Below are 13,875 nucleotides of genomic sequence, written 5' to 3' on the forward strand. Positions count from 1 at the left end.
TTCGCCAAAAACATTGGCTGACATTCGATGAGCACAGGCACATCACCGGCAAGTCGTGTTATTTGATCCGACCTGCCAGTACACACCTTGCCCACATGGAGCCCAGCCGCAAGGAGTGCGCAGTTTGTGTGGTGCTACTCTTCAAGCTCGGGCGGCGACTGCTCTCCCGTTTGGTCTGCCTGCTGATCCAACGGTTTGCTACTTACGCCAGCGAGCAGCTTGAACATCGTGCGCTTGGCGGCGCGCCCTTTGGACAGCGCAAAAAAGTAGTACTCGTCCATGAAAAAACACAATGTTTTGAGAGGCGGAATGTTCAACTGCTTATCGCTAGGGCGAGAGAGGTTCATCGCCTGAATTTCTGCCCGCATCCGCCGGGCCAATTCAGACTTCGTCCCACCTGCTACGCAGTATTTGGACTCGAAATAATAGCCAACCAGGTGTTGAATTTCGGATGGTTGCTGCGCAAAGGACGCCTGAGATTTGCGCAGACGCTGGCCTTTGACCGGCTGTACGCGCACGTAGGCTGAAGACGTGCCCTGGCGCTCCAAATCATGCTTAGAAGGACGGGCATCATAAGAACCGACGTTGGCCGCGAGTCGCCTTGTTCCAATGGGCCGCAACCAGACGCGACCATTGTGAATGAAACACACCTCGTAGGGGATACCGTGGTACCCGTACCAGCGCTTGATATGGCACTGGCCCGAACGGCCGGTGGCATCGGTAGAGGACTTCGACAGCATTTCCGGCGACCTGATCGTCGCCTTGGCCAGCGTTCCATCATAAGAGACGCGTTGGTTGATCGGACAGTCGTGTAGCAGATCCCATGCCGTCGAGAGGAAACAGCGCAGCCCAGGTTGGCCGCATGCTTTTTCTAGGTTGGAAGTGATCTGCCGTGTCTCGATCAGAATGGTGGCAGATGCGCAGTGTTTACCCGTGGTATTTACGCTCATGATGCGAAGACTCCTTAAATAAAAGAACCTACTCATGCTCTCGGCTGATCAAAGCGCAGCCGTCGCCGTTGTGTCCGGCCGCGCTCTTGCAGGGCGTGCCGTGAAGCGACCGTTCAGCATTAGCTTCAGCACACCGGTCAGGGCCGTGCTAGGCCAAGCTGCACACCCTGCAGGCGCAGCACACCGCCATGTTCGTTTACGAACTTGAGGTGCCATCATTGGTCGGGACGGAACGAGTTGCTCTGGATACAGGATGAAGGGCGCGCGATGGTGTTGGGGATGACTGGCAGCCATCTCCGCTTCCCGAGTGCGAGCCATTCAACGCGTTGCTGCAATTGCTGCCCAAACTCACAGACCTGGGAGTAATTACCGCCTTTACCGTTACATCAATCATGTTCTCCTCCCATTGTTTAGCGCTGGAAGTGGCAACCAGATCGGTTGTGCTGAGATTATTCGCCCCCTGTTTCCGGTAAGAAATGGCGTTTTGGCGCAAAACTTTAAAAAATATAACCCCAACAACGCAGTAAAATTCGCCATCTTGACGTAGCTTTTTGTTCGTTTACGCCGATTTTGTCCAATGGTTAGCCTTTTCTGGCCGTATTTCCGTTTTGTGTATCCTTGCCACTATCTTGCCCTCATCAAATTTTTTTTATGCGGTGCAAGCTATGCTGTTAGATAATTTTAACGCGGGAGGACGGTCGAAGTGACCAGCCCCGTACATCACCTCGCCCATCAACTCAGGGCGATTGTTTTTATCAATCAACTCATTTTTCTGGCTGGTATCAGTAGGACCCCCGCTGCGCTGCAGTGCTGGGGTGTAGCCTTCGAGGCGCGGCTGGGATTGATCGGGCTTGGCGGTGGAGAACCGGTTAAGTGGAAGAGTTATCTCCGCGGGGTTTTGCCAAAAGGAGAGTTGCGGTCTGCCCTTATCAACGAATTTCCGGCACTGGAGGAGGTGTTGAACAACCCCCTCTGGGCGGTTCTGCACTTGCTGGAAGTGTCGAGCGATCATGGTCAGACATTGGTGATGAAGCTCAGACTGCATGGCAAGCCACTGCACGGACTGCGGCGTCCGCGGTTGCAGCGCCGGATCACGACCGCCGACTGGCGGGATCTGGGGTTTTGGTTGGTGATTCTGGCCAGTGACCTGGATAAATACCGCTGGGCGCGCGAGTTTGTGCAGGCGCGCTTCATGGTCTATCTCCATTTGATCTGCGTGCAGCGCGAATTCACCGATGCGGCGAAATGGCTGTATCCACTCCTGGATTATCATATCGGTGAAGGGCACTTGGCATCGCCGGCGGGGTGGCCGGTCAGTACCGAGAAATTTGCAAACGATGTGCGCTTGTTTCACGGGTTTCCGCGCTGGTTGATGAAACGGGTGAACATCGAGGGTGAACTTGAGCTAGGTTTTTTCTGGGCTGATCCTGAAGGGTTTGAGGCGGTGCGCTTCGGCTATGGCTTGTACTGGGATGCGGATTGGAACCGGCGGGAATTGACCGCCAAGGAAAAGCGATACTTGTCTCCACCGCTGCAAATAAGCCTTGAAGGATTACCCGCGGACGGCAAACGCCGGCGCGAAAGCGCAAGCGAGAAGAGGCCTGCTTGAGCGGACGGTCGCGGTGCCGGCTGTTTATCGATACGTAGTCTTCGGGGAGACCGGGTGCCAGTACCTGGGACGGCGCGGCACAAGGCGGGAGTCAACGGTCGAGCCCGCGGTCAATCGGGGCGGGTCGGGGGTGAACGAGTCAAATGCTCCACCAGCGTCTGTAGTTGGCTGATGTGGCGAGTCCGGGCCCGCAGCTCGCGCTGGGTCTGCCGCAGTTTGAACAACTGCTGTTTGGTCTTCTCGCGCAAGGCCGTCAGCTTGTGGGCGATGGCCTGCATCTGCCGCAGATCGCTCTGGTGTTCGAGGTCGGCGGCCTGCGCTTGCTCCTCGGCTGATTGCAGAGCCTGCTCCAGGCGGCGCGTCTCCTGATGCTGGCGCAGTTGTTCGCCGCTCATCCGCTCTAGATCACGGTACAGTTGGCTTAATTCTTCCTGTTTGCTGAGCAATTGGTCGCGGATTGTCCGGGCTTCACGCTGCAAGTGCTGAAGTTGTTGATCGTGACGTTGGACCTCCTGTTCACGCTGGAGCACGTGCTGTTCCCGATAGTGATCCAGGGACTCCTGAGTCAGGCGGTGTTTCCCCTCAAGGGAAACGATCTGCCCCGCTCGGTCCTCAAGCAGGCGCAGTTGTTGCTCATGGGCCTCCTGCAACCGCTGGCGTTCCAGCTCACACGCCTGTAATTGACCGCTCAGGCTCTGCTCATGGATCAAGCCTGCCTGTCGGGCTTGCTCCAAGGTGGCGTGGGCCAGTTGCAGGTGCTCCAGATGGGCGGCTTCCACTTCCCGTTGTTGTCGGGCCGCCAGTTGCTGGCGGTCGAAGGCCGCTCGCTCGGCCGCCAGAGCCTCCTCGGCGCGTTGTCTGACGCGCAGGACTAGACTGCCAATATAGCGGGTGAGCTCTTCATCCAGCGGCATCTCCGGCGCAGGCGCCTCGGCCTCTCCAAGTTCCTTGAGATAGCGCTGGATGGTGGATTTCGAGCCGGTATTGCCGAGCTCAACGCGCACCGCGTCGATGCTGGGGTGTAGGCCGCGGGCGAGCAGGGCGTTGCGTGCGATCTGAACCACTGCCTTATTGATGCCGCCGCGCGCCATGGCGTGCTCTCCTACGATTTCGTAGTGTTTTACGCAGTATGGAAGTACAGGTGTACAAATGCCCGAAATGCGACGGGCGAGGCGACGAAATAACTCTGGAGAATGCTGATTTCTCCAGAGTTATAGGGAATTTTTTCAAGATGGGGTTTTTTGCGGTACGCGAGGAGGGAACTCCCATGACAGAACCGGCGAATCGTTATTTAAGGTCCGTGCAGCGTGATAGCACCCAACGGCGCTATCAGGGTGTGGTGAGATATTTCGAGCAGGGTTGGGGCAGTTGCCTGCCAGCGTCCAGCGAAACAGTGGTGCGTTATCTGGGAGAACATGCAGAAACCCTGTCCAGCAGCACTTTGAGCCTTCACCTGGCCGCTCTCGCGCAGTGGCATCACAGCCACGGCTTTGACGACCCCACCAAAAGCGCCAAGGTACGCCAAGTGCTGCGCAATATCCGGGCGCAACACCCTCGTCTGGTCAAACAGGCCGAGCCACTGCCGTTGGCGGAACTGGAGCGCTGTGTCGCAGGCCTGCAGGAAATAATCGCCAGTGATAACCCGGCGGCACGTCTGCGTGCCTACCGTGATCAGGCGCTGATTTTGATGGGGTTTTGGCGGGCATTTCGCGCTGACGAACTGTGTCGAATGCGGGTGGAGCACAATACGCTAAGCAGCGGGAAGCAGCTGAAGGTGTTTCTGGGCGGGAGCAAGACTGATCGAGAGTACCGAGGGCAGGTTGTCGTGCTGCCGGCATTGAAGCGTCTATGTCCGGTGCAGGCTTACGAGGAGTGGCTTTCGATCAGCGAACTGCAGGTTGGGCCGGTATTTCGTCCCATCAACCAGTGGGGGCAAATAAGCACTCAAGGGCTCAAGCCCGATGGTGTGACCTATGTGCTGCGGGAGGCGTTTACTTGCAGCGGTCTGGATGGTGATGCCTATACTGGGCATTCATTGCGCCGTGGATTTGCTACCTGGGCGAACAACGACAACTGGACCACCAAGCAATTGATGGACTATGTCGGCTGGCGGGATGTGAAGTCGGCCATGCGATACATTGATACCACCGCTCCCTTTGGAGAACTGCTTCGTTAAAGGCTTAGTTGGTTGTATAACCCTGATCCGCTCGCTGGTGAGGCTCCGCTGGGTGGGCTCGTGAATGTCACAGTGTTAATGCGTGTATGTCCTCTATAGGCATATGAGGATTGCCCGCTGGTAACGCGGCGGCGGATCCCCCCTCGACGCTATTGAGCAGGACATCCATGAGTTCATCACTGAGGGGGGACTCTGGCGCGAGTGTCGAGACACGGTACAACCTGAGTGCACCCAGACACCAGATCCTTTCGCTTACTATCCGGCCACTCGGTTGGCGCATGAGCGTGATCACTTGTTCTGTCATGTGCACACCATCGCCTTGGCCGAGGTGCTCTTTTGGGAATGGCAGCACTGTCAGGCACTAGCTCAGCAATCCAAGAGGCGCTGTTCGAACATAGAACCCAATGCACTGCTTTCCACCAGCTAGGGCTCTCGTCTAGTGGCAGGAAGACTGACTTCAAGTAGGAGAACAAGTTGGCATTTTAGGGGGGCAGGTAAACGCCTTTGCGGGTATCTCTCACTCATGGAAATCTTGGAGTTAGCACTGACTGGCCTGCCGCGACTCCACGTTCGATACCGATCGCCCTCAGGTGGATGATCTGCCGGGCGGAACCTGTGTCCAAGCTTATCTTCTTTTGCCCTTAGAGCGTGTATCTTGAATTCGATCCGGGGGTAGTAAAGCATTTCCTCCACGCCAAATACGGCTGACATCAACTGCACAAGCTCGCGAGAGAAAAGGAGGTCGGGGTGAGCGAATATCGAGGCATGCGCTGGTTCAAAACAGATTTTCAGGTGCAAACCCCAGAGGACAACAAGCACTGGGCGGATGATGACTTGCGTCTCTTGAGTCCTCGGCGACCCCTGCAGAATGGTGTACCTGACGAGCAAGATATTCAGCACAAAGCTAAGCGCTTTCTCACACGCTGCCATGAACTTGAACTGGAAGTGATTGGCATCACCGACCACAACTTCGCGGAAAAATCCGAGCCGCGCGACTGGTTTCTCACCCATCTGGTTGAGCAAAATAAATCGGTCGCCAAGGAACTTGGCCGTGCGCCCCTTTTCATTCTGCCCGGTTTTGAAGTCGACATCGGCTACCACGTTCTATGCCTCTTCGATCCGGCTACCAAAATGCGCCACGTGCAGCGCGTTAACATGATCTTGATCAAGTTGGGGTTGGCGGAGAACCAGCGCTTCAAGGGGGGAGAACCCGCAGCGCTTCGCCGAGGCGAGCAGGCGATCAGCTTGAAAACTTTGCTCGATACGGTGCAGAAGGAGCATGGCGGAATCGTGATCGCGGCGCATGCAGATCAGCAAGATGGTTTGTTATCAGCTTCGCGGAATATTGACGACTATCAGCTGCCAGGCTTGCTCGCGCTGGAGTTGACCGGCTACCCCATTTCAGAAAAGTACCGCGCCATCCTTGAGGGGCGTAACAAAGATTGGTCGCGTGTGGGCCTGCAACCGGCCTATGTGCAGTCCTCGGATGCCAAGTCGCTGAAAGTAGACGCAGAGGGTCGACCGCTCCCGAATGCGCTGGGTTATCGTCACACGTGGGTCAAGTCCTCCAAACCCTCGGTGTCTTCGTTACGGCAAGCGTTTCTGGATGCCAAATCACGACTTCGTCTGCAAGCCCCGCGCCCTTCCGATGAGCAAACCCATCCACGGATCGTATTTCTGAAGTGCCGGGGTCTCAAGTACCTTGCCGACCTGGAAATCTACTTTTCACCCAATCTCAATACGGTCATTGGCGGCCGGGGCACCGGAAAGTCTACGGCGCTGGAGCTCCTTCGGTTCGCCTTCGGCAGAGATCAGGGCGACGTCTTCTCGGATTCGGTGCGCGCGAAGTTCGATCGGGTAAAAGCCACCTACACCGATGAGTCTGAAATACAAGTGGGCTGGGAAAGTATTCCCGGTCAAGTCGACATCATCTCGCTGAGGCCACCGCTGGGGCACGCGTTGCTCCAAGGAGAAGCCCACGACTTTTCGGTGTATCTGCGCCAGCTGCCCGTTCAGTTTTACAGCCAACAGCAAATCAGTGAACTCACCGGTGTGCATGGCGGCGGCAGCCTACTAACGATGATTGATGAGGCGTGCTCGGCGGAACTGCAAGGGCTCAAAGGGCAAGAGGACACGTTGCGTGCGGAGATTCAGCAACTGTTCGCCGCCATGGATCAGCTCAGCGCCTTGAACGCGGAGGTGAAGGTGCTCAATCAAGAGCTGCAGGAATTGAATCGGCAATGGCAAGCTCGCAGTGAGGTGTTGGCGGAGGCTCAACAGTACCAGCGAGCCGAAACTGCACGGCGTTACGTCGAGCAGGTCAATATCCAAGTGACTGAGGATATCAATCGCTTATCCACACTTGCGGAGGAATTGTCCGCTCGCGGCGTTCTCAATGACGGGCGGGTTGAAGCATGGCCCAGAGCCGATTGGTTCAATGCGCTGACGCAAAAAACCGACACGCTTAGACAAAGTTACCAGGCGCAGGTGGCGGCGCTGGCGCAGCAGATGCGCCAAGACGCGATTCAATTGTTTGAGCAAGGGGACGGCTGGGATCAAGTGTCGGCAGAGTTGGATGGCACCAAAGAAGCTTTTCTGACTGCGTGTCATGAACGGGGTTTACAACCACAGGATGTGGCGCGGCTGCAGGAAATTGACAAAGCCCGTCAGGCCAAGCAGCTCTTGTTGCAAGACAAGCAAAAGCGCCTGGACGTCCTGACTCCACAACGCGACCGCCTGAATGTAGCGTTACACGACATGAGCTTGTTATGGGTTCGACAGTTTGCGGTTCGACAGCGGGTGGCCGCAGAGATTAGCGACAAGGCTCGAGGCTCCATTCGCGTGCTCATTCAACAAATGGCGGATGATCAAGGCTTTCTTGAAGCATGGAACCTCATGGCGCCCGATGGTCGCAGTCGGTTGGGGCGAGCGTGGGAGCACATTGGCAAGGTGTTGTTTGAAAGTTTTTTGCGACACCTAAAAGAGGTTCATCCCGAGGCTGATTCGCCTTGGGCGCATATTCGAGAAATCCTGGCCGATGATCGTGCGTTGCCATTACCCCTGCTGGAGTATAAGGGAGAGCTAATACTTTACTTCAACGAACAGAAGCATCAATGGCGCAATGCCCGACTGACCCGAGTTGAGGAGCGGGTCGACATTGAGTTGTATCGGGCGGATCGCACGTTGGTGGGAAGTGTGCAAAGTAATGCCTTATCAGAAGGGCAGCGCAACACGGCCGTGTTGAATTTATTACTGGCCAAAGGGGAAGGCCCGATCATCATCGACCAGCCGGAAGACGAATTGGATTCCAATTTTATCTATCGCGAGTTGGTGCCGTTATTGCGCAAGGTAAAAAATCAGCGTCAGTTGATCTTGGCCACTCATAACGCCAACCTTCCCGTCAATGCCGATTCGGACCTGGTGTATGCCTTGGCGGTTGCGCAAGGACGAGGCACCAGACTGGCCGTGGGTGGGCTTGATCAAATTGAGACTACGACCGCAGTGCTCGACATCATGGAAGGATCGGCAGAAGCCTTTAAGCGTCGTTTCGATAAGTACAATTTCTGATGGGGAGTGCCTGCCGTGATCGGCTCTTGTTGTAGCTGAGATCTTGGTGGGCTTTTCGAAGTGACGATTTGTGTTGAGTTTATTTTGAAACTAGCCGATTGATGTTGGGCGTGGGCGTAGCCCTTTTTCTTTCTAGTGGAGAACCACCGTGACCGTCGGACACGTACCCTCAACGTACTGGTCTTACAGTGCTGTGTTCAGAAGCGAACATTCGCTGCGCCATGGTTTTGCCATTTGGGCAGTCGTGTCCCGGTGGAAGAGGCATTAAAGCCCCACCGCATGTGGGCATGCGGCAGGGTATTTTTGGTGCAGATCAAAACAGCTCATCGTCCTCGGCACCATCATTGTCTTTGCGCTTTCGTTCACGTGATTTGATCTTGGTCTGGGCGACCAAGCTGCTGTGTTGCAGGCGGTAGGACTCGTTGCCCGTTTCGACGATGTGGCAGTGGTGTGTCAGCCGATCCAGCAACGCCGTTGTCATCTTGGCGTCACCAAACACGCTCGACCATTCCGAGAAGCTGAGGTTGGTGGTGATCACCACGCTGGTGTGCTCGTATAGCTTGGATAGCAGGTGAAATAACAGGGCACCACCGCTCTGGCTGAAGGGCAAATACCCCAGTTCATCGAGTATCACCAGGTCTGTTCGTAGCAGCCCTTGAGCGATGCGGCCCGTCTTGCCGTCGTACTTTTCGCGTTCCAGCAAATTGACCAGATCCACCGTGGAGTAGAAGCGCACGCGTTTGTGATGCGTCGTGATCCCGGACACAGCCAAGGCGGTGGCGAGGTGTGTTTTGCCTGTTCCAGGCCCGCCGATGAACACGACATTCTGCGCGGTATCGGTGAACTCCAGGTTGGACAGATCCCTGATCAGGCGGGCATCTGCGCTGGAAGCGCTGAAGTCGAAGCCGGCCAAATCACGATGCATGGGGAGTTTGGCCATGTTCATCTGGTGGTTCACTGAGCGCACCGCTCGATCCGCATGTTCTTGTTGGAGAAGATGCTCAAGTAGCCATTTCGAGGATGCCGTCGAAGCGTCTCCTTGCGAGGCTAGTTCTTCCCAGGCGCTGGCCATGCCATGCAGACGCAGTTCTTTGAGTTCCGCCATAAGATCACGCATTGCGAGTCTCCTCATCGGTGGTAAGAGCTGGCGCTGAACAGCAGCATAGGCAAATCCTTCATCAGGAATCGGAGGGGGGCTCAACTGGTCAAGTCCCATGCAAACAACTGGTCAGGTCCTATGCAAACAGGTGGTCAAGTCAGTGCAATTACCCAGATTGCTGCCTGTCGTGAGGGGCGGCTGCTTATTGCCTGTAACTGATACCGGCTTTCGCGGGGAGGCAAGCTGACGAAGCTTTTAACTTCCGCTCTTGGATGAGATGAAAAAAAGGACCCTCGGAGGGCCCTTTTTTACTCAAACCAAAATCACTTTGTCAGCCACACACTGATCAGGCAGTTGTTGCACACCCGCACTATGCAATCGACGTAGCTATCGAAGACCTTCGAGGCTTATCGTTTTAGCTTTACCGACTCGTTACATATTCGGATAAGTTGGACCACCAGCACCTTCCGGTGTCACCCAGGTGATGTTCTGTGCAGGGTCCTTGATGTCGCAGGTCTTGCAGTGAACGCAGTTCTGGGCGTTGATCTGGAAGCGCTTCTCGCCGTCTTCCTTGGTCACCACTTCGTACACGCCGGCCGGGCAGTAACGCTGGGCCGGTTCATCGTACATCGGCAGGTTCTTTGCGATAGGGATGCTCGGGTCGGTCAGTTTCAGGTGGCAAGGCTGCTCTTCTTCATGGTTGGTACCGGAGATGAACACCGAGCTGAGTTTGTCGAAACTGATCTTGCCGTCCGGTTTCGGGTAGTCGATCTTCTTGCAGTCGGCCGCCAGCTTCAGGCAAGCGTAGTCCGGCTTGGTGTCGTGCAAGGTGAACGGCAGTTTGCCGCCGAAGATGTTCTGGTCCAGCCAGTTGAAACCACCGCCGACGATGGCGCCGAACTTGTGGGTCGCCGGGCCAAAGTTGCGGCTGGCGAACAGTTCGTCGTAGAGCCAGCTGTTCTTGAACGCATCGACGTAAGTGGTCAGCTCTTCGGTGCCGTCCTTCTCGGCGAACAACGCCTCGGCCACGGATTCAGCGGCGAGCATGCCGGACTTCATCGCGGTGTGGCTGCCTTTGATCTTGGCGAAGTTCAGGGTGCCGAGGTCGCAACCGATCAGCGCGCCGCCCTTGAAGACCATTTTCGGCAGCGAATTCAGGCCGCCTTTGCAGATGGCTCGGGCACCGTAGCTGATGCGCTTGCCGCCTTCCAGGTACTGCTTGAGCACCGGGTGATGCTTGAGGCGCTGGAACTCGTCGAACGGCGACAGATAGGTGTTGCTGTAGGAAAGGTCGACGATCAGACCGACCACCACCTGGTTGTTTTCCAGGTGATAGAGGAAGGAGCCGCCGGTGTTCTCGGTGCCCATGATGTCCAGCGGCCAGCCGGCGGTGTGAACCACCAGGCCTGGCTGATGCTTGGCCGGGTCGATTTCCCAGATTTCTTTCAGGCCGATGCCGTAGTGCTGGACATCGGAATCATTGTCGAGGTTGAATCGCTTGATCAGCTGTTTTCCGATGTGGCCGCGGCAGCCTTCGGCGAGCAGCGTGTATTTGCCGCGCAGTTCCATGCTCGGGGTGTAGAGGCCTTCTTTCGGATGGCCTTCGCGATCAACGCCCAGGTCACCGGTGATGATCCCGCGAACCACGCCGTTCTCGTCGAACAGCGCTTCCTGGGCGGCGAAGCCCGGGTAGATTTCCACGCCCAGGTTCTCGGCCTGCTGGGCGAGCCAGCGGCACAGGTTGCCCAGGGAGATAATGTAGTTGCCTTCGTTGTGCATGGTCTTGGGCACAAAGAGGTCGGGGATTTTCTGCGCGCTGTCGGCGTTCTTGAGAACGAAGATGTCATCGCGGGTGACCGGCGTGTTCAGCGGCGCGCCGAGTTCTTTCCAGTCCGGGAACAATTCGTTCAGGGCCCGTGGTTCGAACACGGCACCGGACAGGATGTGAGCACCGACTTCGGAGCCTTTTTCGACCACGCAGACGCTGATTTCCTTACCGGCTTCGGCGGCCTTCTGCTTCAATCGGCAGGCGGCGGACAGGCCAGCGGGTCCGGCACCGACGATGACCACGTCGAACTCCATGTATTCACGATTCATCAGGTTTCCTTCAATCAGGTTTGCCAACAGACGTTGAGCGGGATTGTGTCGATCGCTCGAGGAGTGCGGGATTGTTATGTGGACATAATTCATCAAGTGAAATTGTATTTCAACAGGTGAATTTATGTCTCTGTGTTTATTACGAGTCGATTTTCAACATGCGGAACAAACGGGGAGGGAAGGTTCCATTCGCAGAGGGGATGCCATAAAAGCAAATTAAGGAAAATGGCCCCATAAAAATCGCGGAGTAATAGATGACGACAAACTACCGCCTTGCAATGTCACCGATCCAGATAGGGTCAGTCACCGTGCCGAACAGGTTGGTGCGAACCGCTCATGCGACATTGTTTTCACGTAATCATATTGACGATAGTCATATCAATTACCATTTGGAGCGTGCCAGAGGCGGCATAGGCTTGACGATTCTGGAGGGGGCTTCGGTACACCGATCCTCCACCTTCGCTCTCGATCTGAGCGATGACTCAGCTATTGCGCCTCTGAGCCGGCTGGTCGAGGCAATTGAGCCGACGGGAATGAAGTTGTTTCAGCAACTTTGGCATGGTGGCAATGTAGAGTCTGCGTCCAACGGCGGGCCACCTTGGTCGGCCACTTCGCTACCCAGCCGCTATGCAAGGACGCCCCCGGTAGCGATGACCGCCCGACAGATCGGTGAGCTGATTCGCTCCTACGGTTTGGCGGCTAGTAGACTGGTACAGGCAGGTATTGACGGTGCCGAGGTTCTGGGGGGAAATGGTTATCTGATTTCGCAGTTTTTGTCCCCCCTGTTAAATACGCGTACTGACGCCTACGGCGGTAGGTACGAAAATCGCGTCCGCTTTCTCGAAGAGTTGCTTCACGACATACGCGCCAGTGTTCCAGCTCAATTCGCGCTAGGCGTTCGTCTCGGTGCCAGCTCTACTCCAGAGGTCCTCTCATCGCAGGAAATCAACGCGGTCATTTTGCGACTTGAGGCTCAAGGGTTGATCGACTTCGTCAATATCTCCCACGGTGACTACTACTTCCATGTCGAGCGATACGCAGCCATGGATCAAGTGGCCGGGTATCAGCTTGCTCAAGCGAGGGATGTCGGTAAAAACGTCACCATTCCGAGGATCGTCGTGGGGCGATTTGGCACGCTGGATGATGTTGAACAGACGCTACGCACAGGGCATGTCGAGATGGTCAATCTTGTCCGCGCGACCATCGCGGACCCGTACTTGGTGCAGAAGGAAATTGAAGGACGCTCGCTCGAGGTCCGCCCCTGTATCGCTTGCAATCAAGGATGTATCGGCGGTCTGTTTTCTGGCCGGATGAGTTGTACTGTTAATCCGGCGGTAGGCTACGAGGCAACATTGGCAGAGCACTTGATTACTACGGCTGCCCATACCAAAAAGGTAGTGGTGATCGGTGGTGGCCCGGCGGGCATGGAGGCCGCGCGTACTTCAGCATTGGCCGGACATGACGTCATTCTCGTAGAGGCCGCTGCCCGTCTTGGCGGGCAGATCAATCTCGCTAAATGTTTGCCCAAGAATCATGGTATCGGCGACTTGACCAATTGGTTGGAGCGGGAGGTCTATCGTCTTGGTGTCAAGGTCCGGCTTTCCACCTACATCGATACTGTCAATGAAGTCCTAGCCATGGAGCCTGATGTCGTCATCGTATCTACGGGTTCATTGTCTTCGGGCACGGATCTTATCCAGACAGCTGCGCCCCAGCTAAAGGTGTCAGTGCAGGCAGGCGCCCATATCATTGCCTGCGAAGAGTTGATAACGGGGGGCTGTGGTGTCGTGGGAAGCAGTGCGGTGGTTTTCGACGATGTAGGTCACTACGAGGCTATCGGCTGTTGCGAGATGCTATTGGAGCAAGGCGTGAGCGTGACCTACGTTACACGTCACGGAGTGTTCGCTCCTGAAATGGAAAGGACTGGCAGATCCCAATCCGCGTTACGCCGACTCTATGCATTGGGGCGTTTTCGTACTATTACTAGTTCCGTACTGCTGACAATCCATTGTGGTTCGGTGGATGTGCGTCCGATTGATGGGTATGAGCCCGAAAGCGTGGCGGCGGATACCGTTGTTCTGGTGACGTATCGCAAGCCATTGCGTTCATTGTGGGACGAGCTAGTCGATAGAGTACCGGAAGTCTACGCAGTGGGAGATGCACTCTCGCCCCGTGATTTAGTGAGTGCCATGCGTGAAGGGCATTTATCTGCACGCTCAATTGATAACAAGCAAATCCTGGCTATGTGGAACACTCTGTAGTTTTTGATTGAGAATCTAACGCTTTGGCGCAGTCAATCAATTAAGCACGCGTCGAGTGAGAGGTTGCGCGCTCGCAACTCATCATCGCCTGATCGGATGACCTCTACTTAGACAAG

8 protein-coding genes are annotated in these 13,875 nt (G+C 55.9%); 4 read left to right on the top strand and 4 right to left on the bottom strand.

Features of this window, described 5'->3' with window-relative positions:
• Positions 1–134 precede the first annotated feature (134 nt).
• On the bottom strand, positions 135–950 hold the full coding sequence (locus WHX55_RS12970; RefSeq protein WP_353742795.1) for a hypothetical protein: 816 nt from the start codon (positions 948–950) through the stop codon (positions 135–137).
• Between the two features lie 703 nt (positions 951–1,653).
• On the opposite strand from WHX55_RS12970, the gene WHX55_RS12975 reads away from it, so the two are divergent.
• The gene (locus tag WHX55_RS12975) at positions 1,654–2,559 is read left to right on the top strand and encodes a hypothetical protein (RefSeq protein WP_353742796.1); all 906 of its coding nucleotides are present in this window, start codon (positions 1,654–1,656) and stop codon (positions 2,557–2,559) included.
• A 110-nt stretch (positions 2,560–2,669) separates the two neighbouring features.
• Here the strand turns inward: WHX55_RS12975 and WHX55_RS12980 are convergent, their stop codons facing one another.
• Entirely contained in the window at positions 2,670–3,650 is a 981-nt protein-coding gene (locus tag WHX55_RS12980; RefSeq protein ID WP_353742797.1) for a DNA-binding protein, read from the bottom strand.
• 176 nt (positions 3,651–3,826) lie between these two features.
• Here WHX55_RS12980 and WHX55_RS12985 point away from each other — a divergent pair, with 176 nt between their 5' ends.
• Together WHX55_RS12985 and WHX55_RS12990 are read left to right on the top strand one after the other, a co-directional pair.
• Positions 3,827–4,735 (top strand): site-specific integrase, encoded by a 909-nt coding sequence (locus WHX55_RS12985; protein ID WP_353742798.1) that lies wholly within the window; start codon positions 3,827–3,829, stop codon positions 4,733–4,735.
• A gap of 747 nt (positions 4,736–5,482) precedes the next feature.
• The gene (locus WHX55_RS12990; RefSeq protein ID WP_353742799.1) at positions 5,483–8,302 is read left to right on the top strand and encodes a TrlF family AAA-like ATPase; all 2,820 of its coding nucleotides are present in this window, start codon (positions 5,483–5,485) and stop codon (positions 8,300–8,302) included.
• 313 nt (positions 8,303–8,615) lie between these two features.
• On the opposite strand, the gene istB is transcribed toward WHX55_RS12990, so the two are convergent.
• Positions 8,616–9,419: an IS21-like element helper ATPase IstB gene (gene istB, locus WHX55_RS12995; RefSeq protein ID WP_353742800.1), complete on the bottom strand. Its 804-nt coding sequence runs from the start codon at positions 9,417–9,419 to the stop codon at positions 8,616–8,618.
• A 414-nt stretch (positions 9,420–9,833) separates the two neighbouring features.
• A complete protein-coding gene (locus WHX55_RS13000; RefSeq protein WP_353742801.1) occupies positions 9,834–11,498 on the bottom strand; it encodes an electron transfer flavoprotein-ubiquinone oxidoreductase in 1,665 nt (554 codons plus the stop codon).
• 254 nt (positions 11,499–11,752) lie between these two features.
• Here WHX55_RS13000 and WHX55_RS13005 point away from each other — a divergent pair, with 254 nt between their 5' ends.
• Positions 11,753–13,759 carry an FAD-dependent oxidoreductase gene (locus WHX55_RS13005; protein ID WP_353742802.1) on the top strand — a complete coding sequence of 669 codons (2,007 nt, stop codon included), beginning with the start codon at positions 11,753–11,755 and terminating at the stop codon, positions 13,757–13,759.
• Positions 13,760–13,875 lie beyond the last annotated feature (116 nt).

The organism is Pseudomonas fluorescens (assembly GCF_040448305.1).
In the GTDB taxonomy this organism is placed as follows: domain Bacteria; phylum Pseudomonadota; class Gammaproteobacteria; order Pseudomonadales; family Pseudomonadaceae; genus Aquipseudomonas; species Aquipseudomonas fluorescens_BH.

Coding starts and splice junctions, on each gene's coding strand:
- WHX55_RS12970 (WP_353742795.1), bottom strand. CDS start 950: ATGAGCGTAAATACCACGGGTAAACACTGCGCATCTGCCACCATTCTG.
- WHX55_RS12980 (WP_353742797.1), bottom strand. CDS start 3,650: ATGGCGCGCGGCGGCATCAATAAGGCAGTGGTTCAGATCGCACGCAAC.
- WHX55_RS12985 (WP_353742798.1), top strand. CDS start 3,827: ATGACAGAACCGGCGAATCGTTATTTAAGGTCCGTGCAGCGTGATAGC.
- istB (WP_353742800.1), bottom strand. CDS start 9,419: ATGCGTGATCTTATGGCGGAACTCAAAGAACTGCGTCTGCATGGCATG.
- WHX55_RS13000 (WP_353742801.1), bottom strand. CDS start 11,498: ATGAATCGTGAATACATGGAGTTCGACGTGGTCATCGTCGGTGCCGGA.
- WHX55_RS13005 (WP_353742802.1), top strand. CDS start 11,753: ATGACGACAAACTACCGCCTTGCAATGTCACCGATCCAGATAGGGTCA.